This is a genomic window from Mucilaginibacter sp. SMC90 (genome assembly GCF_022811725.1).
In the GTDB taxonomy this organism is placed as follows: domain Bacteria; phylum Bacteroidota; class Bacteroidia; order Sphingobacteriales; family Sphingobacteriaceae; genus Mucilaginibacter.
In genome coordinates, this window is record NZ_CP094527.1 from 736,679 (window position 1) to 759,692 (window position 23,014).

Genomic DNA, 23,014 nt, shown 5'->3' on the forward strand with positions numbered 1-23,014 from the left:
TTTGTTTTTAGGGCGGTAATTATTACTTACTGTCATAACAAATTAAGCCAATCAAAAAACTCCCCCTTTAGGGGGCCGGGGGGCTAATTATTTATAACTTAGCTTTTATGAACTCTATCCTACACATATTAAATGGTGATGCCGCGTTAGATGGTTTTGATCAGACCGGGCTCGACGGTGATGTTATGGTTTGGCGTGAAGTATTTTCTGAAGGTCCGCTGGAGGAAAATATCCTGTCGGGTAGTTTTTGGAGCGCCCGCCGCAACTGGATCGAAAAAACATTTGACGCACCCGAGGGCGATTATCAGCATAAAGTGTTGGATGAATTGGGCAAACTCAACAGCCAGTATAAAGAGATCAACCTGTGGTTTGAATTTGATTTGCATTGCCAGGTAAACTTGCTGGGTGTTTTGGAAATGCTATCGCTCAAAACGGATATGTCGGCACCGGCTATTTACCTCATTTGTTTGGCAGATTGTATTCAGTTTGATAACAAGAAAGGCCTTGGTGAACTAACCGGCGAGCAATTTGAAGAATTGTACGATGCGCGCGAACGCCTGAACGAATGGGAACTGGGCCTTGCCTTTGATGCCTGGAGACTGTATGTAAATAATGACCTGGCCGGGTTAGAAAAATGGCTTAATGAAAACTCCTTTTGGGGTGCCGTACCCCTGCTTAAACCCGCGCTAAAAGCACACCTGAAACGGATGCAAATCAATGCAGATGGGTTAACTTATATTGAGCAAAGACTATTGGATATTTACAACAGCGGCGCTAAAACCAAATCAGCCATTTATATTGTGTTCTGGAAAACTGAAAGTATTTTTGGTTTTGGTGATTCGGAAATTGATATCTACCTTAATAGATTGCAAGAAAAGGGGTTGATTGAATTATAGATTGCCTCCCTGCGGAAGCAATAGCCCATGAATTGACAATTCCCTTCCCTGGGTTTAAGTTTACCCACAAAATTTATCAATCCAAAATTTCAATAGGAGGCACCTACGGAGCCAAAAAATCTCCTCTTTAGGGCTATAAACACGTGGCCCCGCTGGGGCCGGCTGGTTTTATAATATAATCAGATACTAATTAATGCTTAAGGACAGATGCACCGGAGGTGCAAAAGGTTTGTAGCATAAAAGTATAGAAATACCTTTTGACCCAGAGGGTCAAAACAAAACACCTTGCTGATTAAACGACAAAACAATTTTGTGGGTTAACTAAACCCCTGGGAGGGGTGCGTTGGGGCTGTGTATTGGCAGGGAGGGGTTTATACGTCTTGCTCACGATTAGGCAACTCACTTAAACCTTTCCCTACACCTTCTCTGGGGAGGAAATCGGACAGACCCCACCAATATTCGTAAATGCCCCCTATGGCACCGTAACCGCTATTGTAGGTGAGCGTTCACTTTCATTCTTCATCCTGTCAAGTGCCGTAACCACATAGAAATATATTTTACCCTTAACAACGGTATTGTCATCATAACCCAGCGCAGGATCATATTTGATCTTGAGGATATTTTTAGGATTTTCGATATCAATTTTTTCGCCATCATCAAAGCGGTATACAACATAGCCATAAACCGGCTCTTCGTCTTTAGCCAGCGTTGGCGTGAGCCATCTTACCGCTACGCTTTTGCCTGCGGCTTTGGCCGTAACCTGTTGCGGGGCATTAGGTGGTATCGAATCGCGCCATAGCATTACAGGCGGCAGTGCAGGATACTGGTAGTAATTATCCCGCAATGAATCGGTAAAACCAAGCGGATTACTGGTAAGTGAATTTGAACTGAAATAAACACTGCCCTGTACCCTTGGGTTATCACGTATGAGTTCTATTTGCTGTGGCAACTGCGCAGGGTTTCTGAAAGCCTGTACCTTGCGCTCATTGATGCGGTATGCAGCCTGCCCTATATACAAGTGCCTGCCGTAGGTGTTATCACTCCACCAGCTTAGTAGTTTTTGAAAATCGGCAGCGCGGTTGCCTATCTGCCAGTAAAGCTGCGGATTAATATAATCTATCCAGCCTTCTTTTACCCATTTACGGGTATCGGCATAGTTTTCATAATATGACGAGCCGCCGTTGGTTTCAGAGCCTTCTTCATTTTGAGCTTTATTGGCCCAAATACCAAACGGACTGATACCGAATTTGATATTAGGGTCATGCGCATGTACGCTATCTGCAATCATTTTTATCAGCAGGTCTACATTGTGGCGGCGCCAGTCTTTAATGTTATCATAGCCTTCGCCATACTGTTTAAACGTTGCATCATCGTTTATTTTTTGCCCGGCAATGGGGTATGGGTAAAAATAATCGTCCATGTGTACACCGTCGATATCATAGTTATCTACCACATCCAGTATCACTTGTACAATATAATCGCGCACCTCGGGCAAGCCTGGATTAAAAGTTTTTATGCCGCCATAGGTAAAAAACCATTCTGGCTTAATTTTGGTGATGTGCTGTGGGCTTAGCGCTGCAAAGTTGCCATCAAACGTAGCACGGTAAGGGTTAAACCAGGCATGCAGCTCCATGCCGCGCTTGTGCGCTTCGGTAATAGCAAACTCAAGCGGGTCATAGTTTGGGCTTGGTGCCTGCCCTTGTTTACCGGTTAAATATTTTGACCAGGGCTCGCGGCTTTTGGCGTAAAAAGCATCGGCAGCGGGCCTTACCTGTAACATAACTGCATTAATGCCGGTTTCCTGGTGCGAGTTTAATATATCGATAAGCTCCTGCTTCTGTTTTTCGGATGGCGACCTGGAATTGGTGGGCCAGTCGATATTAACCACGGTAGCTATCCATACCCCCCTGAATTCGCGTTTGGGCTGCATTTTTGCTTCAACCGGGGCCGGTACAAGCTCGGCCGGCTGTGCGCTAACTGTTAAGTATGTAATCAGGGATATGATCAGGAGTATGAACCGTTTGTATATATGCATCAAATAATATTAAGTTAGAAAGCTGCAAAGATATAAACTCATAACGTAGCAGGCTTATTATGAAGTATAAAAATTGAAGCCGTATTGTGTTTTAAACATTTTGTATTTATTTTAGCACCACGCCTAACACAATTGATGTAATAATTTTTTTTAAATCATATTTTTATTGTTTTAACGTTCAATAGGTTGATCATTAAAAATAAACACGCCTGTATATACTTACAGGAGAGCGCTTTACATCAATAACAGTTGATATTTCGCCAAAAACTAAACACTATAGCTAAGCTTTTGTTATACCACTTGCTTAACTATGCTAAAACTTAACATTTAATTGCTATGGAAAACCAATCTGGGCAACAACAACCTAAGAAAAACTCAAACGTCATTTATTTTCTTATCGTAGTAGTACTTGCTTTATTGGGTACCGATGTGTACCTGTACCTGCAAAAAAACAACTCCGATAAAAAAATAGTTTATCAGCATGATGAGCAAACAAGGCTTCAAACCGAGCTTGACAGTCTTGAATCGCAGGTTGAACAGGTCACTGCAGGCAAAGCCAAAATGACCGCCGCGCTAACCGCCAAAAACGACTCGTTAAAGTCGACCATCAAAATTCTGAGAGCCAAACTGGCTAAAGGTAAACTTACCACGCAGGAACTTGCCAAAGTACAGGAAGATGTGAAACAGCTTCGCTATTTTGTAACTAAGTACACTGCTGATATCGATGAGCTTAAAAAACAAAACACATCGCTTACCAATGAGCGGGATACCCTGAAAACCAACCTGGCAACAGTTGCTAAAAAGGTGGATACGCTCTCCAAACAGAATGAAGATCTTGGTGCTAAGGTTAAAGTAGCCCAGGCGCTCAAGCTGGCAACATCAGATGTGGTGGCCTATAAAATAAAAGGTAGCGGCAAGGAGGTTGATGTAACCCGGGCAAACCCGGCCAAAAAATTGAAGATCAACTTCACCGTAGCCAGTAACACTCTGGCAACAAAAGCCATGCATGATATCTATGTACGTGTTATTGATCCTACCGGTAACCTGATCACTGCACCTGATTCGGGCACTTTCAGCGCCGACGGCCAGGATCTGCAATACACCTACAAAACATCAATTGATTTTAAAGATGATGGTTCACAATACACCATCGACTGGATCAACCCAACCTTACCATTTCAAAAAGGAACATATACCATTATGCTTTATGCCGATGGCGGTACTATGGGTAAAACAGGTGTAACACTTAAATAATTTTCGGCACTGATTTTTTCGAATCAGGACGAATTACACGAATAAAAGGGAGAGGCCCGGTTTGCGTAGCAAACCGGGCCTCTTTTTTCTGATTATGTTGTTTCGCAAACCCCTTTAAAATCATGTCATTGCGAGCGCAGCGCGGCAATCGCATGCTATACAGGGTGGCCATGCTTCCGTGCGATTGCCACGCTGCGCTCGCAATGACATAATGGAATTTACATTTTCATCAGCGCCGGGCTTATCCTTAAATAAACCTCAAATCCAACCGGGGCACTGCCATAAAGCGGTTTTAATGCCGTTGGCGATACATTTAGCGTTGCTTGTACACCACCAGTTACATTGGTATTTTTAAAGCTGCTTAAAATGCGGTTAACCCCTAATGTTAAAGCGTTGATATTGAAGTTGGGGTTTAGCGGATAGGCGTCATGCATGTCCAATTCCTCAGCATCTTTTTGCACAAACTCATATCTGCCATAAACAGCGGTTTTGTTGAGTTGAAAAGTATTCTCTAACAATACAGATGGCTGCGTTTTATGATTATCCGAGTAGTGATTTTGTCCGTAAACCAATGTTGTTGCAACATAACTGTTTTTACCTAACATTTTGGTATGGATGGCTGAGGCTGTAAACCTATTCACGTTTTGCGCCGGTTCTGCTTCTTCCGGGCTGTGGATCCATCCCTCAGATACCTGCAGCGCCCATTCTTTTGACGGATTGTAAGATAAACGGGCCGAGTACGAATCGAACCGCATCTTATCAAAATCATACCGGTGTTCATCCGGCTCGCGGCCTGTAAATATAGATCCCTCCAGCTTTACATTTTTTATGCGGAAACCCAATGTAGCTACCCCAAAGGTAATATGTGTAGCGTCCTGGTAATGATGACCAAGCGGTGCATCGGGATCATTGATAGCCGATAACCTGTGCATAAACACCGGCGGACCTAATGCCGGTTCGCCCGGATATCCAAAAGAGAGGGAGATATCGGCATCCTTTGCCACGCGTTGGGTATAGGCCACGCTCAACTCAGCAAAAAGATCATGTGGGTGTTGTTTATCAACCAGTTTTTGCCCTTTATATGATTCGCCGGTTTGATAAAGGAGCGGATAACCGCCATTGCCAACCAAAAGAGGATCAAGAGAGAACATGGTGTTGATAGAAAACAGACCATTGTTACCCACCTTACGCTGGGTCATGAACATGAGCCAGTTAGGCACATCGAGCCTGTTGCTGCCTCCGCGTTTGCCGGAGTTAAAAAGGTCCTGGTTGTTATAACGGGCAAAGAAACTTCCGTGCACCATGCTCATCCACTTTTTACCATGGATCATGTAGGCATACATCGGCGTTTCATCCGGCACCCATGAAGTTCCGGAACCGTCGCGGTTCATGGGTAAATCGCGCGAGAACTGGCTGGTCATCATCATATGGTGGTGCATGGGGGTATCCATTTTCATATCTCCCATGTTCATACCGTCCATCACCATGGGTTTTGTGCTGTTCATGCGTAGATTTTTCTTTGTCGTATCGCTCATCTGCATGTCATGATGATGTTGGGCAAATGTGCTAACCGACATCACGGACATGATGATGAACAAAATATATGATTTCATAGCAGAGTAGGGTTATAGATTAAAAAAATTGTACTCCAGCCTGATGAGGTACATGTTCTTGGTATTTCGCTGCATATCATTATAGATAGGCGTACGATACGAGAAATCAAGCCGGCAGGTGCTGTTAAAGATCAGCTGCAGGGCAGGTGCCACATCCAGGTAGCTTTCGCCATGACCAGGGTTGGCTTTGCCCAGCAGCTCGCAATACAGGTTAAGATTTACCTGTTTATAATCGCGGTAGTTTCTTGGTAGCAGTAAATACCCGCCCGATAGGGTATAGGCTGCCGCATTACGAACCCTTTCTGTTGGTACTTCATAATCTCCGCTATTGTTAAAGGCGCGCAAATAACTTGCAGAGCCCGATAGCGCCAGTTTGTGCAATAGTTGTGTGAAAACCACCCCGCCCTGCGCGCCGCTGTTATCACCTTCTAACGTTATTTCGCGGTTGGCTATAGGATTGTTAATGCTTGATAGTTTGGCAAAAAAAGCTCCCCTGAAATGCCGCTGAACGGTATCGATAGATAAAAACCGGTATTTGGCGTACACGCTGCCTCCTTCAAAATGCTGATTGGAGCTATAATAATCAGACATATACACAGATCCATGCACCATAATATGGCGGTTAAGGCCGTACATAGCTTCAATGGTGCTGCGGTTTTTATATGTTGGTGTAAAGTAACCCTGGTTTTCAACACGGATGCCCAATGAGCCCGTCGCCATATTACTGGCAGGCTCTGTATTTACATACAGCTCCTGCGCCAATACGGGGCAAGCCATTGCCATAAGGCAAACAGCCAATAATATCTTCTTCATAAAAATGATGTTAAATGAAGAACTATATAGCTAAATGATAAACCCGGCCACTTGCAGGGGCGGTGTCGGTAACCTGGCCGAGATATTTTTTAGATACCGATTTAGGGGCAAAACCGTTATCAACTACAATAAAATTAACGTCGCCGGTAAACGATTTATCGGCAGCGTTAAGCAGGCGGTAGGTATCGCCTCCGTAATTGAAGGTGTTTTCGGCAACCTTGGTATTGGCAAAGTTAAAAGTGGCCTTTAAACTGTTAACTGAAAAGCCCGAACCCTGAACCTTTTTACTGATCTGCTCAAAATTTACCGGCACATCGTTTTTAAAGGTAATGAGATAGGTATTGCGGATAAGATCGGTTTTAATTTCGCCGACAAAAGGCAGCGCACGCAGCGCTTTTTCAGTTGATTTGGCGCAAAGGGCGCATGTAAGGCCGCTAACCTGCAATTCGGCTTTAGTAAATTGTGCTTTAGCTGCGGTTACAGAAAGCGAAAATATGATGATGAATATTTTTAAAGATTTCATGTTGATCGTGTAATTAATTGTTAGATAATAAACTGATGATAAGGTTTACCGGGTTAACAATTAACAGATCAAATGCGGAAGATACAGTTGCGGATAAAGGTGGCAATGCCCTGAACAGGCGGATCGGGTGGGCCGCGGTCATAAAACCTGTCGGACGAGGAGGATGGCAAAGCAGGAAAAAGACTATCAAACGACCAGCTCGGCAGTTCAAAGCCAAACATCTTCGCCAAAAATGAGGTTGCTTCGCCCTGGTGAGCGTCTTTAACCTTTACTTCAACCTGTTTGTCCTTGCAGCATTTCATTTTGCCGCCCTGCTTGTCCATTTTACAATTAACAGCAGGCGCATCAATTTTTACAGATGCTACATAGTTACCGCAGATATGGAAATTAAGAGCAAAGCCCAACACTGTAACTGTATACAGCATAGTGAGTAATATTGCTCCTGACCTTTTTACCATATTACAAAAGTAGGTGATTAACTTGTTGATTACAAAATGTTTTTATCAGTTTGAATAAGTCATGACTTAACAAATGTGCAATTAGTGATTTTAGCATATACAAAAAAGCCCCGGCCTTGCGCCGGGGACTTCCTCATTAAACTATTAACTGATCTTATTATCTTATTTAATTATTGAGCTTGTTTAGCCTGCTCTTTCATTTTTTCGTTGGCTACAATGGTAATCTCAACCCTGCGGTTTTGCGCACGGCCATCTGCAGTGGTATTATCTGCAATTGGCTCGCTTTCGCCTTTGCCGGTTACAGTCATACGTGATGATGATACATTGCCTGCAGCCAGGTATGATTTTACAGCATCAGCCCTTTGTACCGAAAGGGTTTGGTTATAGCTATCAGAACCGGTATTATCGGTATGGCCAATGATGGTAATATTAGTTTCCGGATTTTTTTGCAGTGAAGCAGCCAGGTTCTGCAAGTTGGTTTGTGCAGCAGGCTTCAAATCTGATTTATTGGTATCAAATAGGATACCTGAATCAAACTTAACTAAAATACCTTCGCCTTCGCGGGTTACTGTGGCACCCGGTACTGTTTGTTTTATTTCAGCAGCCTGCCTGTCCATATTACGACCAATAAAAGCACCCGCAGTGCCACCCACGGCACCACCTATGATAGCGCCTAAAGCAGTATTACCGGCGGCTTTACCAATAAATGCACCTACTGTTCCTCCTGCACCTGCACCAATAGCAGCACCTTTTTGTGTTTTTGTAAGTGAATTACATCCTGAGCCTAACAGGCCTGCAGTAGCTAATGCTATGCCAAGGGTGGCTACTTTTAATTTAAGCGTTCTCATCGTACTTGTATAGTTATGTTATACCGTACAATTTACAAAGCAGATGCCAAAATGAGGTGATGGCAGTTTTAATAACCACATTCTTTAAAAGAACATTGCCTATCAATCACAGCAATATTTTTTTAATGATAAGTAAAGTTAATTTCAACGAAGTAAAGAATGCTGGATTGGATACGTTTTCGATACTGCCCGGTTTTTAGTACAAAATAGCCGTAAAATTTTCGATACAGTACAACATGACATGTTTTTTGCTGTTTTAGGACACAACAATCAATGTAGCCGGGAAGATAAGTTTGAAAGTGCTTCCTTTGCCTTTTTCGGAAATTACATCAATTTCAATATCATGAAAAGCTGCAATTGATTTTACAATAGGCAGTCCCAGTCCAAAGCTATCCTGCTGTAATGATTGTCTGAATTTTTTGAAGCGATTAAAGATCAGCGGTATAGCGTCTTCGGCAATGCCTATGCCGGTATCGGTTATACTGATCATAAATTTATTATTTACCGTAACACCGGTTACATTAATACTGCCACCTTCATTGTTGTATTTAATAGCATTATTAATAAGATTAAAGAACAGGTTAAAAAGTAAAAATTTATTGATGTTGACAAAATGCCAGTTATCAGGCATGGTCATTTGATAATCTATGTTTTTATCCTGCAGCCTGATCGAAATCTCGTCATAAACTTCCTGTAATAGTTCGGATACAGAAACCTTATCTTCTTTTAAAAACTGCTCGTTCTCTATCTGCGAAATAAGCAGCAGTGTTTTAGTGATGCTTTTCAACCGGTTCAGGATCTTCTGCATTTCCAGCAACCGGCCTTTAAGCTCGTCGTTGATATCTTCCTCCTCAAACATATTCTCAATTTTTGACTGGAGGATGGAGATCGGTGTCATGAGCTCATGCGAGGCGTTGGATATGAATTCCCTTTCTTTATGAAACTTATCGGCAATAGTTTCAATCATGTTATGAATACTGATATCCAGGTGCTGAAAATCGGAGGTGGTGGTGCGTACCTGCCGGTAAGTATGAAAATTAGGGAATTTTTGCCCTACAAGTTTAGTTTTAATAATAAGCCTTAATGGTTTAAGCACATAGGTTGAGTATACCTGGTCGGCCAATACGGTAAGCAGGATCATACCCAGTAATACCTGGAAGGCAATATTTTGCAAAGGTACGCTGGTTTCATCCAGTGTATCCACGCTTTTCCCTATCTCCAGCAGGTAATTTTTGTGTTTTACCTTAAATGTATGGCTTAATATACGGTACTCTAAAGTATCCCCCTCGCTAAAAAGGCGCTTGCCTCTTTTTATAGTATCCAGGAAATAATCAGGATCAACTTCAGCCAAACTGATAAACTCTTCTTTAAGCGGAAGGTAACTGCCATAGTCTTCGCCGTTTTCGATATAGGTTTCAATGCCTTTGCTTTTTACAATTTGCAGCAGCTTGTTTTTTTGCTTAATGAGTTTGCTATCAACATAGTTACTGCTGATGTTTTTGATCAATACAGGAACCAGCAACACAAAAAGTATCACGATAACCAGCTTGGAGATGGCGTTAAAAAGCGTAAGTTTTGTTCCTAATTTCAAATACTCAGGCGTTGATCTTTATTTTATAGCCCAAACCCCGTACCGTTTCCAGCCAATCGGGCGGGGCATAAGCATTTAATTTTTTGCGGATGTTTTTAATATGTGCGTCGATGTAATTGCTGTCGTAATCATTATTCACAACACTGCCCCAGATGTGCTCGCTGAGCTGCATGCGGGTAAGCGTACGGTTTTTATGTAATATAAGGTAGGCTATAAGGTCGAACTCTTTTTTGGTGATGGTATTAACCACGCTGTTGTAATAGGATATAGTTCGTGCGGTAAGGTCAATCAGGAAGCCGCCCAGTTCAACAATATTATTTTTTACCCCAAACTTACGCCTGATAATAGCCTGCATGCGGCTTTGAAGCTCAAGCAATGAAAAGGGTTTGGGCAGGTAATCATCGGCACCAAGATCAAGGCCTTTAATACGATCACTGATTTCGGCGCGGGCAGTTAATATGATACAGGCTGCTTCCGAGTTGGTTTTTTTGGATTCCCTGAGCAGGTCGAGGCCATCATAATCGGGCAAGCCAAGGTCTATCAATATGAAATCGTAAAGGTTGGTGGCAATTTTTTCGGATGCCGAGGCACCGTCAAAGCACACCTCGCAGATGTAATTATAGTTTGAAAGAAAAATCTCCAGTTCGTGGGCAAGTGCGGTTTCGTCTTCTATTATTAAAACATTCATGTATTTTGGCTAATAAAAAACGTAATAAAAAGTTAAATTATAAAAAGACTCGCGACGGTTGAGCAAGACCCCTTCTACGTTAACAGGGATTGAATATTTATATGAAAATTCAAACGTGTAATGCGGCCTGTTATATGCCACCGGAATTTTGAAGCTATAATTAAGCATATTGAACCGGCGGTTACGGCTGGCATAACGCGGATCATATTGGATAGAGATATTCGCAGCCTCATCCCTGAAATGATGATCAAGGGAATAGCGCTGAACAAAATTCTGTGTACCCAGGATGAAATTGAAAGATGGGTTAAAGGAAAGGAAATCCTGATCGTCAAAAATGCTCCAGCTGCTTTCCCAGTATTTGGAATTGCTTACCGTTAAAAATATATCATTGGATTTTCCAAAAAGGTAATCAAGCACGGCGCTTGTCTTCAGATATTTCCAATCATACGAATTTTTAAAGTTGATATCATTAGATGAAGCCGACTTGATAACCTGGGCAGCATCCCGTGCAAAAAAGAAACGGGTATAACTTGCTGAGCCCGAAAAAGCCTTCGAAAATTTATAAAAATAACCGCCGCCAACATCAACCTCATCAACAGGGGCATAACCTAAAACTTTAAAAGCCGAGCCATATAAAAAAATGCCCGATTTGGTATTATAAATCAAATCGGCAGTAACGAAAGGGTATTTTACAGGACCGGTGCGGCCGAAAAAAAGTACATCGCTGCCATAACTAACCCCGGCCGATACTGACCGTTTACGGATAATAGTATCAGAATCGGCAACTAAGGAATGCTTACCAACAAAAAGGCGCAAGTCAATATCCGCAGCAAATACGGCACTGCTTGTAGCCACAAAAAAAAGTAAGCAAAGGTATTTCATCAATATATTAAATTGTTTAGCCTGTTTAATTGCCATTTCTTCTCGGTATTTCAGGTGGGCGCTCCATGCCTTCGGGTCTGCGCTGCCTTTTGGGTTTAGGCTTAAGTGGTACAGCATCGTCATCAACTGTAGCCGGCTTAGCCTGCCGCTTTGCTTTGGCTATTTCTTTGATCTTTTTCTTTTCATCCTCTTGCTGTTTTTTGGTTTTGGCGGTATCGGTCTTTAATAAAGTGTACGACAATATCACCGGCATTTTGTTACCGGTATAAGCAGGTGCATCAATGTTTTTTGTAAGGGCACTGGCAGATGATATACGTATAGCAAATATCAATAACAGGACAATATACGCAAACCACTTTATCATTTAGGAGAGGAAAAGGTAAAAATAAGGCTCAAATAACGGTTGATTTAAATGTTTACACCAAAATGAGAAAGGTACAATAATAGCAATTCATTTGCAGGGGCACTTGTAAAAATGCCGATGCAAATGAATTATAACAGATCACAAATTATGATGAAAGGTTTATGAACTAACTTTAATTGCTGAAAATTAAAGAACTATGTCTTTTGATGGATAAACGCGGTTTTGATCATCAATAATAACACAGGCAACCTGGTTAAGCTGATTGATCATGTACAAACCTGCATTAACACCAATGGAGAGTATTGGCGTAGCCAAAGCATCGGCAAATTCGGCGGTTGGGCTAAGAATGCTTACGCTTGTAATACCGCTAACCGGGAACCCTTTTTTAGGATTAAATACATTAGTGAATTTTTTATTGCTGATGCTTGCATATTTTTCGGCATTAACCGATGTGGCGAAAGCAAGGTTACTGATCTCCAGATCAGCAAAAGGTTGATTTTGCTGGGTCATATCAGCATCGGCAACAGTCCATGGTTGCAGGCCTGGTTGTAAACCCCAGGCAAGCAGGTCGCCGCCAAAGTTGATTACGCCACTGCTTACACCATTCATTTGTAATACATATTTAGCCCTGTCGGCAGCATAACCCTTGCCATTTGCACCAAAGCCTATACGCATTCCTTTTTCTTTCAGAAAAACAGTTTGCTTTACGGCATCAAGAACTATGTTTTTGTAGCTGGCCAGTGACAGTGTACGTTTAGCAGTTTTTACTGCAGTGTTTTCGGTAGTATTTTCATTAACCGCATTATCTGCCAGGTAAGTAATATCAAAAGCACCGTAAGTAAGTTCAGATATTTGAATTGCCCTGTTAATGAGCCTGAAGGTTTCACCATCTGCTTTTACCGGGGCTATGCCTGCATTGCGGTTTATCTGGTTGATGCTGCTATCATCGCTAAAAGCCGAAAGCAGTTTTTCAACCCTGTTAATTTCATCAATGGCAATGTCAATTTGCTCATCGGCCAGTAAGGGGTTATTGCCCACTACACTAATCTCAAATTTATCGCCCATTAAACGTAAGCTACGTTTGTAGACTGTTAAATTATCGGTTAAAGTTTTTATAGCCAGCATAATAATAATCTTTTAAGTATCTAAAATGAACACAAAATGTATTGTAATATACCTTACGCAGGTTAAATCAATTACGCTACATTAATCCTTTACAACAACGAAAGTAACGGCGCTTTATGAAATTGAGATGAAAAAGGCCTTTGGATTAATGTAATTAACTGATTTTGACATTTTTTAACACATTGATGATAAAAGAGTGTGATGATGCAGGGAGGTATAAACAGCAAAATGGTAAATTGATGTCATTGAGGAACCACCAGGGAAGTCCCGGAAAAAATTGTAATGATATGTAAACATATTTTAAGATGGTGGCCCCCGCGCGCCTTCACTAATATATTATACCTCATTATGCTTTTTTCAGGATTTACGTGATGATTATTCACAGCAGTGACATAGCTCCATAAGTTCATTTTCATAAAAAACAAACGCCCATAGCCCGGTAAAAACCAGGCTATGGGCGTTTTAATAATTTGAGTAAAAATTTATTCCAGCGTTATTTGCCTCCTGATACTTTCTTCAAGCGAAATGAAGGTTTCGGTACGTTGAATACCTCTCACACCCTGGATCTGTTCATTCAAAACTTCGCGCAGGTGAGTAGTGTCATGACATACTATTTTAGCAAAAATACTCCATTCGCCGGTAGTATAATGCAGTTCAACAATTTCTTTGATCGTTTTTAGCTGTTTCACAGCTTCGTTATACTGTGATCCTTTTTCGAGGTAAATACCCAGGAATGCTGTGATGTCATATCCTAATTTTTGCGGATCTACCTCAAGGCTGGCCCCTTTTATTACACCCATCTCCTCTAACTTTTTCATCCGCACGTGTATGGTTCCGCCAGAAACAATCAACTCTTTAGCTATCTCGGTATACGGAGTGGTAGCGTTTTTCATTAATATTGATAAAATCTGGATGTCAAGATTATCAATTTCTAAATTTTGAGCTTTTCTGTGGGACATAAATTTGAATATCTATATTGAAATACAAGTTTAATTAAAATTCAATTAAAAATAAAATATTTTTGTTGAAATATTTGCAAGAAATAGATAGTCCTATTAAATTTGTATCAAGCAAAAGGGAAATGCTTACCTGTTCTTTAAACGAAAAACAATGTTGGGTGGTGAAATTTTTGGCAGACACACCTCCTTGTCCCGGTGGCGGAGATTATGGAAAACCCGTAAGGGCTAACCACTCTGTGAAGGTTCGAATCCTTCCCCAACAGCAAGTTTAAGTACAAAGTCAGAAGTCTTGAGTCAAACGACTTAGAACTTCAGACTAACGACTTAAGACTTACAACACTGTAGGATGGTGAAATTTTTGGCAGACACACCTCCTTGTCGCGGTGGCGGAGAAATTGGGAAACTTTTAGCAATAAAAATAACCACTCCGTGAAGGTTCGACTCCTTCTCCTACAGCTCTTCTCATAATTTAGGTTTATAATTGGTTAGTAAAGGCCCCTGCCCATCAGGGGCTTTGCTGTTTTTATAGGTTTTTTTACCATGCTTCAGGCAAAAAAATATTGTAGCTTAGTATCACAAGCTAATCTCATGACCCCTTCAGAATATATTCTTGAACAACCAGCAGATAAGCAAGCATTTTTAACGGGCATACATAATGTTATAACTGGTAACGATAACTCAGTTACAGCCCAGGTTGAAAACATGATGGGTAAGCAAATGATCCTTTACAAAGAAAAGGGTTACATGAAATATGCACTTGCAATGGCAAAGGGCTATATATCCCTGCATTGTTTGCCTATTTACATGAACCCGGCGCTGCATGCAAAGTATGTTGAATTACTGCCTGCAGCTAAATTTCAAAAAGGTTGTATCAACTTTAATAATGCCGAACAGCTTCCCCCGGGTATATTTTCGGCACTTATTATTGAATGCTCCGGAATTGATATTGCTGAAGTGCTTGAAAACCGGAAAAAGAAGAGATAGCACTCTGATCTGTAATACAAGTAAAAACCGTCATTTTTAAAATAAAAATAATGTGTCATTTTTACACATTGGGTATTGTTTCGTAAATATTTAGTTATAAATTTGGTAGGCAGCAATTTATTGCAATCGATTGAGTAACTTGCTGCAAAAACCCTAAATTCATTAATATTAAAACCAATTAATCCCAAAACACAATAAGTCGATATGAAGAAAATCGTCCTGATAGTTTTTGTGGCATTTAGCTGCATTTACTTATCCTGTAACAAAACACGCCCGAATAAGCCGCGGGTACTTATCTTTTCAAAAACCATGGGCTTCCACCACGCATCTATTGATGCCGGCATAGTCGCTATCAAAAAACTTGGCGAAGAGAATGGCTTTGATGTGGATACCACAAAAAATTCGGCCATGTTTAATGAGGATACACTTAAAAAATATTCAACGGTTATTTTTTTAAGTACCACCGCCGATGTGCTTGATTACAGGCAGGAAGCAGCTTTTGAACGGTACATACAAGCCGGAGGTGGCTATGTAGGCATTCACGCTGCAGCCGATACTGAATATGACTGGGGCTGGTATGGCCGCCTGGTTGGTGCCTGGTTTTATGACCACCCGGGCATTCATGACAAAAACCCTAATGTACAACCCGGCACCTATAATATAGTTGATGCCAATAACGATGCTACTAAAGATTTGCCAAAAGTTTGGAAACGTACCGACGAGTTTTACAGTTTCCGCAAACCATTGGCCAGCGATATACATGTGCTGATCACGCTTGATGAAAGCACCTATAAAGGCGGCAAGCGCATGGGGTTGCATCCTGCTACCTGGTTTCATGATTTTGACGGTGGCCGCGCATTTTATACTGCTATGGGCCATACCGACGAAACTTATAAAGAAGCCGGTTACCTGAAAATGCTGCTTGCGGGTATCAAATATGCTATAGGCGAAAACAAAGAATTGGATTACAGCAAGGCAAAAACCCAATTGCCGCCGGATGAAGATCGTTTTAAGAAAACGCAATTATCTACTGGCGAATTTTTTGAGCCTACCGAAATGACCATATTGCCGAACTTTGATATTATGGTGATCCAGCGTCGGGGCGAGATCATGCTGTACAAGCACGATACCCAAAAAGTTAAACAGGTTGGCTTTTTTGATGTGTATTGGAAAGCCCACGTGCCCAACGTAAATGCCGAGGAAGGTATGCTCGGCCTCGCTAAAGACCCTGATTTTGCAAAAAATAACTGGATCTACATTTACTACAGCCCTGCTGATAGCTCGGTGAACCGCCTTTCGAGGTTTACCTTTAAAAATGATACACTGGATAAAAAAACCGAGAAAGTTATTTTAGAGGTGAAAGCTCAGCGCGATATCTGCTGCCATACAGGCGGTTCGATAGCTTTTGGGCCGGGGCCTGATAAAACCCTGTTTTTCTCGGCTGGTGATAACTCAACGCCGTTTGATGAAAAAGGACAAAAATATGTAAGCAGCGGTTATGCTCCTTTAGATGACAGGCCAGGCCATTTACAGTTTGATGCACGTCGTTCGGCTGGTAACACCAATGATCTTCGCGGTAAAATTATGCGCATTAATCTTAAGGATGATGGCACATACGAAATCCCTGAAGGCAACCTGTTTCCGAAAGGAACGCCAAAAACCCGCCCCGAAATTTATGTTATGGGCGATAGGAACCCTTACCGTATCTCGGTAGATCAAAAAAATGGTTACCTGTATTGGGGCGAAGTTGGGCCAGACGCACACAATGATAGTTTAGATACACGCGGCCCAATGGGTTACGACGAGGTTAACCAGGCAAAAAAAGCGGGCAACTTTGGCTGGCCGTATTTTGTGGGCGATAATAAACCTTATCATCTTTATGATTACGCTACCGGCAAATCAGGTCCGGCGTTTGATCCTAAACATCCGGTTAATAATTCGCGTAATAACACAGGTTTAACCGATTTGCCGCCGGCACAACCAGCATTTATCTGGTATCCGTATGGCCCGTCGGCTGATTTTCCGCAGGTTGGTGCAGGTGGCCGTAACGCTATGGCTGGCCCGGTTTACTATACTGATATGTTTCCGGAAGAAACCCGCCTCCCGGATTATTATAACGGCAAGTTTCTGGAATATGACTGGATGCGCGGCTGGATAAAAGCTATCTCACTCACCCCTGAAGGCGACTTTGATAAAATGGAGCCATTCTTCCCTAAATTGAAAGTAAACTCCATGATTGATATGGAGGTTGGCCCTGATGGCAGGCTTTATGGTTTGGAATATGGTAGTGGCTGGTTTTCGCATAACCCCGATGCCGGATTGTTCCGTATTGATTATATCGCCGGAAACCGTCCGCCGGAAATATCATCGTTCAAGGCCGAAAAAACCTCTGGCGTTTTACCATTCACAGTTAAACTTGCTGTTGCAGCTACCGACCCGGAAAAAGACAATATCTCTTATACCTGGAACCTGGGCAATGGGGTAACTAAGGAAACAACTACACCATCACTTAGCTACACTTATACAACAGCAGGCGATTTCAAAATTACCGTTGAAACAAAAGACGACAAAGGCGCATCAAGCAAAAGCGCTCCGGTTAGTGTATATGCAGGTAATGAACAGCCTACGGTTAGTATCAATATCAGCGGCGGTAATAAATCATTCTATCTGCCGGGCGTACCATTCAAATACGCGGTTAACGTAACCGACGGACCGGATACCAAGAATGTCGATCCGAAACGTATCTATGTTGGCCTTGATTACATCGAAGGGTTTGACAAAGCACAATCGGCAGCACAGCATGAACAAGGTGAGCCCGAAAACCGTGGCAAAACCCTTATGTTAACCATGGACTGCAAAAGCTGCCATAAGGAAGATGGCAAGTCAATAGGCCCGTCATTTGTACAGGTAGCGGCCAAATACAAAAAAGACCCTAATGCCATGGCCAAGCTTACCCAAAAAGTAATAAAAGGCGGTGCCGGTGTTTGGGGTGAAACTGCTATGTCTGCCCATCCAAATATTAAAAAGGGTGATCTTGACCAGATCATCAACTGGGTGCTTTCGCTTGACAATAGCGATCAAAAGCCGTCATTGGCTGCATCGGGCACGATCATGCCTGCTCCGCCAGAGAAACAGCAATCGGCAGCGTTGGTTTTATCGGCCAAATACACTGATGAGGGGGGTAACGACATCAAAAAATTAACAGGAAGCAGCATTGTATCATTAAACAGCAGTACTTATCTGTTTAAAGGCACCGAAAAATTCAATGGGTTTACTGCCTTTAAATATAACGGCATTAACCTGATGATCTATCCTGGAGCTGAAGGCTGGTTTGAGCTGGACAACATCGATCTTTCAGGTGTACGCTCTATCAACCTAACCAACTTCTGGCAGGCACCGCCAACTGCACCACTTAATTTTGAGTTGAGGATTGATTCAGAAACGGGTGCCCTTGCAGGCAAAGGCAGTATGCCGGTGCCGGCCAAGGATGCCAAAGGCGGCGCGGTGCACATAGTACTTACACCGGTTACTGACGGAAAAATGCACAAATTATTCTTTGTGTATAAACCCGCAAGCAAGGCAGCTATGACAGCCGGGGTAACATCGGTTGTGTTTAGTGCAAAATAGATGTAATCTGTAAGTTTGGGTAGGCATTACAAGTTCGTAGTGCCGTTGCCCAATTAATTGACAAGCAGTTTTATATATAACAAAGTAACAAGACCGGATCATAAATAGATGATTCGGTCTTGTTATTTTATGGGTAATGAGTTCGCATTGTTAAGATAGTTTCCGATCACTTTAATATTATATCTTAGCGCAAATTTTTCAACTTGAACCTTGCACTTCTTATGATATTACAACGTATCGGTGCCATTTTATCAGTTTTTTTATTTATCGCTGTAAATGCCGCTGCTCAGGCGCCGGTTGTAAACGCGTTCACTCCTTCAAGTGGTCCCGTTGGCACATTAGTTAATATTGATGGTTCCCGTTTTAATGCGAGTGCTTCAGGCAATACTGTTTATTTTGGGGCAGTAAAGGCCAATATCATATCGGCAAGTAATACACGTATAACCGTCAGCGTTCCAAAAGGTGCAACTTGTCAGCCTATTACTGTTACCAGCAACGGGCTTACCTGTTACGCCAGTCAACCTTTTATAACAACCTTCAACAGTATTCCTTTTACCACTGCCTCATTGAACGGAAAGATTGATATTCAATCCGGAAATTATCCGTATGGTGTTGCCATAAAGGATTTGGATGGCGATGGCAAGCCTGATATTGTAGTTGTTAACAGTGGTAATGATAACGTTTCATTTTTTAAAAACAACAGCGAGCCGGGGGCTCCATCCTTTGCTTTGGCTACTCAAAAAGCAGTGAATAATTATTCAAATGGTTTAACGGTCGACGATTTGGATGGGGATGGTAAACCAGATGTTGTAGTTGCAAATTTTAGTAACAACACTATTTCTATATTCAAAAATACGTCTGCTAATAACCAGATTAATTTCGATAACGCCATTACATTTAATACCGGTCAAAGCCCATATGCCATCGCTATTGCCGATTTCAACGGAGATGGCAAACCTGATCTGGCGGTTACAAATGAATATAGTTATCCCTCATACATTTCGGTATACACAAATTCAACCACGCAAAATGGGCAGATATCTTTTTTAGCAGAAAGGGATTTTCCTTCATTAACCAATTCAAGAGGTATAAGTGCAACCGATGTAGATTTAGATGGCAAAGCAGATATCATAGTGGCAAGCCAGGACGGCTTTGTTTCGGTATTTAAAAATACATCGGCCGGCAGCACCATCAATTTTGATGCAAAAATAGATTATAATGTACCATCAAGCGGCGGCGGGGCCGAAAGTATTGTAGTTTTGGATTTTGATGGAGATTTAAAGCCGGATATTGCAGTTGCTGATAATAATTTGCCCGGAAGTGTTTCGGTATGGAAAAACAATAGTTCGGTGGGTTCAGTTTCTTTTGTCAGCAGGCAGGATTTTTCAACAGGCCAAAATCCTTTTAGTATTTGTGCCGGCGATATTAATGGAGATGGCAAGCCAGACCTTGCCGTAACCAACCAGGTTGATAATACGATATCGGTACTGATAAACAGCAGCTCATCGGGTAATATTATGTTTAATAGTAAATTAAATTTCCCGACAGGTGATTATCCCCGAAGCGCCAATATGGGTGATATAGACGGAAATGGCAGGCCTGATCTTATTGTGGGGAACAACGCTGGCAGCACGGTGTCGATATTGCTGGCAAACATCCAAAAATTGCCATCAATAATTACTTTCCCACCCCCGGATGCAATGATTATCGATAACAACAATATTCTGCATCCTGGAGCAACCAGTACAAATACAGATCCCGCAACCCCTATCACTTATACCAGCAGCAATCCTGCGGTTGCTTATGTAGATGTAAATGGATTGATCCATGTAATTGCACCTGGTGTAACAGTAATAACAGCATCGCAAAGTGGCAACGATAATTATGATCCGGCAACCCCTGTACAGGAAACATATACCATTAAAGAGAACCTGATACTCTATTTACCTCCTTTTACAACCAAAACAACCTGTACCGCCGACTTCAATGCTAACGTTAGCAAAAGCAACGCTACAATACCTGTAACTTATACCAGTAGCAACCCGGCTGTCGCCACCATAAATGCCCAAGGCTTAATCCACATTATAGGCCCTGGAACGACAATTATTACAGCCAATCAAACGGGGGACGAGCAACACAATTCCGCCACCCCGGTATCTCAGCAACTGACGGTCGTATCACCGGTTAATCCAACGGTAACTATAACCGTTGATAATGCCCCGGCTTGCGAGGGCTCATCTATAAACTTTACCGCTACACCGGCCAATACCTCTGGAGGGGTAATAAACTACCAATGGAAGATAAACGGCATAAATACCGGAACTAATAGCCCAACCCTAACAATAACATCAGCCGCAGCAACCGATGTTTTCAGTTGTACTATTACAGAAAACGGAGCGTGTTCTCTACCTGTAAATTCTAACAATATAAGTAATATCCATTTTTTCCCTTATCAAACCCCTTCGGTTACAATAACATCTTCGGCCACAGGCCCCGTGTGTAGCGGAACCTCCGTTAACTTTATTGCAATACCAACTATTGATGGGGGCAATCCAACCTATCAGTGGAAAATTAATGGGATAACAGCAGGTGGCAATCAAGCTACTTTTAGCAGTAATACCCTAAACAACAACGATAAAATATCTTGTGACATCAGCTACAATAACTCCCTTTGCTTAGTTAATGCAAGCGCTACATCAAATATCATTTCAGCAGATATAATATCTAATTCAGGCCCGGTACTAACAATTTCAATAAGCGCTTCGGAAAGTAATATTTATGAAGGCTCAATAGTTGATTTTATGGCCGTTCCCTCAAATGCGGGAGTAGTAAGCAGCTATCAATGGCAAATAAACGGTATAAACGCCGTAAATGGTAACAATGCTACATTCAGCACTAATCAACTGAAAAATAACGATGAAGTAACATGCATAGCTACTACTACCAACGCCTGTAGCGTGCCTGTAATTAGTAACCCGATTAAAATAACGGTACAACTTTTAAATGTTAATATACCAAATACCTTTACACCCAATGGCGATGGGGTAAATGACTTTTGGAGTATTCCCGCTTTATCAAGCTACCCCGGCTGTTCTGTGAAAATTTTCACCCGGTATGGGCAGATGGTATTTGATACAAAAGGGTATGGAAATCCGTGGGACGGAACCTATAAAGGTAAATTATTGCCAGCGTCAACATACTACTATGTTGTTAAACTGGATAATAAAAAAATGCCTTTCAGCGGTTATGTTACTATTATCAGGTAGAGTAATACATCACACAATAATACAAACAGGGCTGTATTACAAAATACAGCCCTGTTTAACATATCCTTACAAACTTCAAGCTTAAAAAATCTTAAAGCCTACGCTCAATGCCCAAAGGTTTTGGCGTTTAGCAAAGCTATCGCTCACTTTGGTTAAACCGCCTTCATAGCGTAAGTCGGCGGTGATAGAGCCGATATCGACACCTGCACCGGCTTGGAAGCCAAGGTTGCTTTTGTTAAAATCGCTGGCGGCGTTGTTGATATTGCTACCCAAACTTACACTTTGATCAAGCGCGTAGGTGTAAATAGGCCCTGCCATAATGCGGAAATTAAGGTCTTTTTCGCCAAATGATTTACCTATCAGTAATGGTACGTTCAAATTAGTGAATCTTACTTTACCACTAAAAGCGGTGTTATTGTCGTTTGACTCAAATTTACCACCGGTACCGCTCAGGTAAAGCTCGGGTTGTAAATAAACGCTGTTACCGATACGGGCAAACAAACCTGCCTGGTAACCGGTCAGGTTTTTGTCGCTGACATCGTCAAAATGAATTTTTGAAAAATTGACGCCACCTTTTACCCCTAAAGAAAACTGTGCCCTGGCACTGAGGCTTACTGCTATCAGTAATGCCGCACTTAATAGATACTTTTTCATGATTTTCAATGTTAAATGTAAAGCCGTAACGCACATCATCCTTAAAATTGTATACAGCTCTACGCTATTAATTTAGTTTGGTTTATAACCCGGCCTGTATTAAGGCCGTATTAGGCATTATCAATACGCGAGCCAAATATTTAAACAGCAGCAACTTGGTATTTTTTATATTTTTGCTGAAAATAAATTAAACATGGCTGAAATCAGTATTACAAACAAGGACTGGGAACGCGTAAAAATTAAAATTCAACGTAAATACAATCATCTTACAGATGAGCAGTTGAAATACAGTGAAGGACAAGAAGAAAACCTGATTATCAAACTGATGGACCTGGTAAACCGTGACCGTAAGTATGTGGTTTTCACCTTAAAAAAGGCCCTGGTTAATATTGATACCAACCGACTGTAAAATAGACACTACGGTTATACAAACT

The 23,014-nt window shown here is 41.8% G+C and carries 19 protein-coding genes and 1 tRNA gene; 7 read left to right on the forward strand and 13 right to left on the reverse strand.

Annotated elements, in window-relative coordinates:
* Positions 1–107: 107 nt before the first annotated feature.
* Complete coding sequence (locus MTO98_RS03265) at positions 108–896, forward strand: DUF1835 domain-containing protein (protein ID WP_243485203.1); 789 nt, start codon at positions 108–110, stop codon at positions 894–896.
* Positions 897–1,368: 472 nt separating this feature from the next.
* Here MTO98_RS03265 and MTO98_RS03270 read toward each other — a convergent pair whose 3' ends face one another.
* A complete protein-coding gene (locus tag MTO98_RS03270; RefSeq protein ID WP_243485204.1) occupies positions 1,369–2,931 on the reverse strand; it encodes a glycoside hydrolase family 10 protein in 1,563 nt (520 codons plus the stop codon).
* A 336-nt stretch (positions 2,932–3,267) separates the two neighbouring features.
* Here MTO98_RS03270 and MTO98_RS03275 point away from each other — a divergent pair, with 336 nt between their 5' ends.
* Positions 3,268–4,185, forward strand: a complete 918-nt coding sequence (locus MTO98_RS03275; protein WP_243485205.1) for a hypothetical protein — start codon at positions 3,268–3,270, stop codon at positions 4,183–4,185.
* A 218-nt stretch (positions 4,186–4,403) separates the two neighbouring features.
* Here MTO98_RS03275 and MTO98_RS03280 read toward each other — a convergent pair whose 3' ends face one another.
* From MTO98_RS03280 to MTO98_RS03330, 11 genes are all read right to left on the reverse strand, one after another.
* Positions 4,404–5,798, reverse strand: a complete 1,395-nt coding sequence (locus MTO98_RS03280; protein WP_243485206.1) for a hypothetical protein — start codon at positions 5,796–5,798, stop codon at positions 4,404–4,406.
* A gap of 12 nt (positions 5,799–5,810) precedes the next feature.
* Entirely contained in the window at positions 5,811–6,611 is an 801-nt protein-coding gene (locus tag MTO98_RS03285; protein WP_243485207.1) for a hypothetical protein, read from the reverse strand.
* A 22-nt stretch (positions 6,612–6,633) separates the two neighbouring features.
* The gene (locus tag MTO98_RS03290) at positions 6,634–7,134 is read right to left on the reverse strand and encodes a heavy-metal-associated domain-containing protein (protein WP_243485208.1); all 501 of its coding nucleotides are present in this window, start codon (positions 7,132–7,134) and stop codon (positions 6,634–6,636) included.
* Positions 7,135–7,202: 68 nt separating this feature from the next.
* A complete protein-coding gene (locus MTO98_RS03295) occupies positions 7,203–7,592 on the reverse strand; it encodes a hypothetical protein (protein ID WP_243485209.1) in 390 nt (129 codons plus the stop codon).
* 170 nt (positions 7,593–7,762) lie between these two features.
* A complete protein-coding gene (locus tag MTO98_RS03300) occupies positions 7,763–8,440 on the reverse strand; it encodes an OmpA family protein (protein ID WP_243485210.1) in 678 nt (225 codons plus the stop codon).
* A 256-nt stretch (positions 8,441–8,696) separates the two neighbouring features.
* Positions 8,697–10,031: a cell wall metabolism sensor histidine kinase WalK gene (locus tag MTO98_RS03305; RefSeq protein WP_243485211.1), complete on the reverse strand. Its 1,335-nt coding sequence runs from the start codon at positions 10,029–10,031 to the stop codon at positions 8,697–8,699.
* Between the two features lie 4 nt (positions 10,032–10,035).
* Positions 10,036–10,719: a response regulator transcription factor gene (locus tag MTO98_RS03310; RefSeq protein WP_243485212.1), complete on the reverse strand. Its 684-nt coding sequence runs from the start codon at positions 10,717–10,719 to the stop codon at positions 10,036–10,038.
* 9 nt (positions 10,720–10,728) lie between these two features.
* Positions 10,729–11,637, reverse strand: a complete 909-nt coding sequence (locus MTO98_RS03315; RefSeq protein WP_243485213.1) for a hypothetical protein — start codon at positions 11,635–11,637, stop codon at positions 10,729–10,731.
* Positions 11,627–11,965 carry a hypothetical protein gene (locus MTO98_RS03320; protein WP_243485214.1) on the reverse strand — a complete coding sequence of 113 codons (339 nt, stop codon included), beginning with the start codon at positions 11,963–11,965 and terminating at the stop codon, positions 11,627–11,629. The genes MTO98_RS03315 and MTO98_RS03320 overlap by 11 nt, the downstream gene beginning before the upstream one ends.
* Before the next feature lie 186 nt (positions 11,966–12,151).
* A complete protein-coding gene (locus MTO98_RS03325) occupies positions 12,152–13,090 on the reverse strand; it encodes an FAD:protein FMN transferase (RefSeq protein WP_243485215.1) in 939 nt (312 codons plus the stop codon).
* Between the two features lie 482 nt (positions 13,091–13,572).
* The gene (locus MTO98_RS03330) at positions 13,573–14,049 is read right to left on the reverse strand and encodes an Lrp/AsnC ligand binding domain-containing protein (protein WP_090532141.1); all 477 of its coding nucleotides are present in this window, start codon (positions 14,047–14,049) and stop codon (positions 13,573–13,575) included.
* A 152-nt stretch (positions 14,050–14,201) separates the two neighbouring features.
* On the opposite strand from MTO98_RS03330, the gene MTO98_RS03335 reads away from it, so the two are divergent.
* From MTO98_RS03335 to MTO98_RS03350, 4 genes are all read left to right on the forward strand, one after another.
* A tRNA-Asp gene (locus MTO98_RS03335) sits at positions 14,202–14,312 on the forward strand.
* A gap of 325 nt (positions 14,313–14,637) precedes the next feature.
* Entirely contained in the window at positions 14,638–15,033 is a 396-nt protein-coding gene (locus MTO98_RS03340) for a DUF1801 domain-containing protein (RefSeq protein WP_243485216.1), read from the forward strand.
* A 204-nt stretch (positions 15,034–15,237) separates the two neighbouring features.
* A complete protein-coding gene (locus tag MTO98_RS03345; protein WP_243485217.1) occupies positions 15,238–18,660 on the forward strand; it encodes a ThuA domain-containing protein in 3,423 nt (1,140 codons plus the stop codon).
* Positions 18,661–18,881: 221 nt separating this feature from the next.
* Positions 18,882–21,926 carry an FG-GAP-like repeat-containing protein gene (locus MTO98_RS03350; RefSeq protein WP_243485218.1) on the forward strand — a complete coding sequence of 1,015 codons (3,045 nt, stop codon included), beginning with the start codon at positions 18,882–18,884 and terminating at the stop codon, positions 21,924–21,926.
* An 81-nt stretch (positions 21,927–22,007) separates the two neighbouring features.
* Here MTO98_RS03350 and MTO98_RS03355 read toward each other — a convergent pair whose 3' ends face one another.
* On the reverse strand, positions 22,008–22,580 hold the full coding sequence (locus tag MTO98_RS03355; protein ID WP_243485219.1) for a porin family protein: 573 nt from the start codon (positions 22,578–22,580) through the stop codon (positions 22,008–22,010).
* A 193-nt stretch (positions 22,581–22,773) separates the two neighbouring features.
* Here MTO98_RS03355 and MTO98_RS03360 point away from each other — a divergent pair, with 193 nt between their 5' ends.
* Positions 22,774–22,989, forward strand: a complete 216-nt coding sequence (locus tag MTO98_RS03360) for a hypothetical protein (RefSeq protein WP_243485220.1) — start codon at positions 22,774–22,776, stop codon at positions 22,987–22,989.
* The last annotated feature ends 25 nt before the right edge of the window (positions 22,990–23,014 follow it).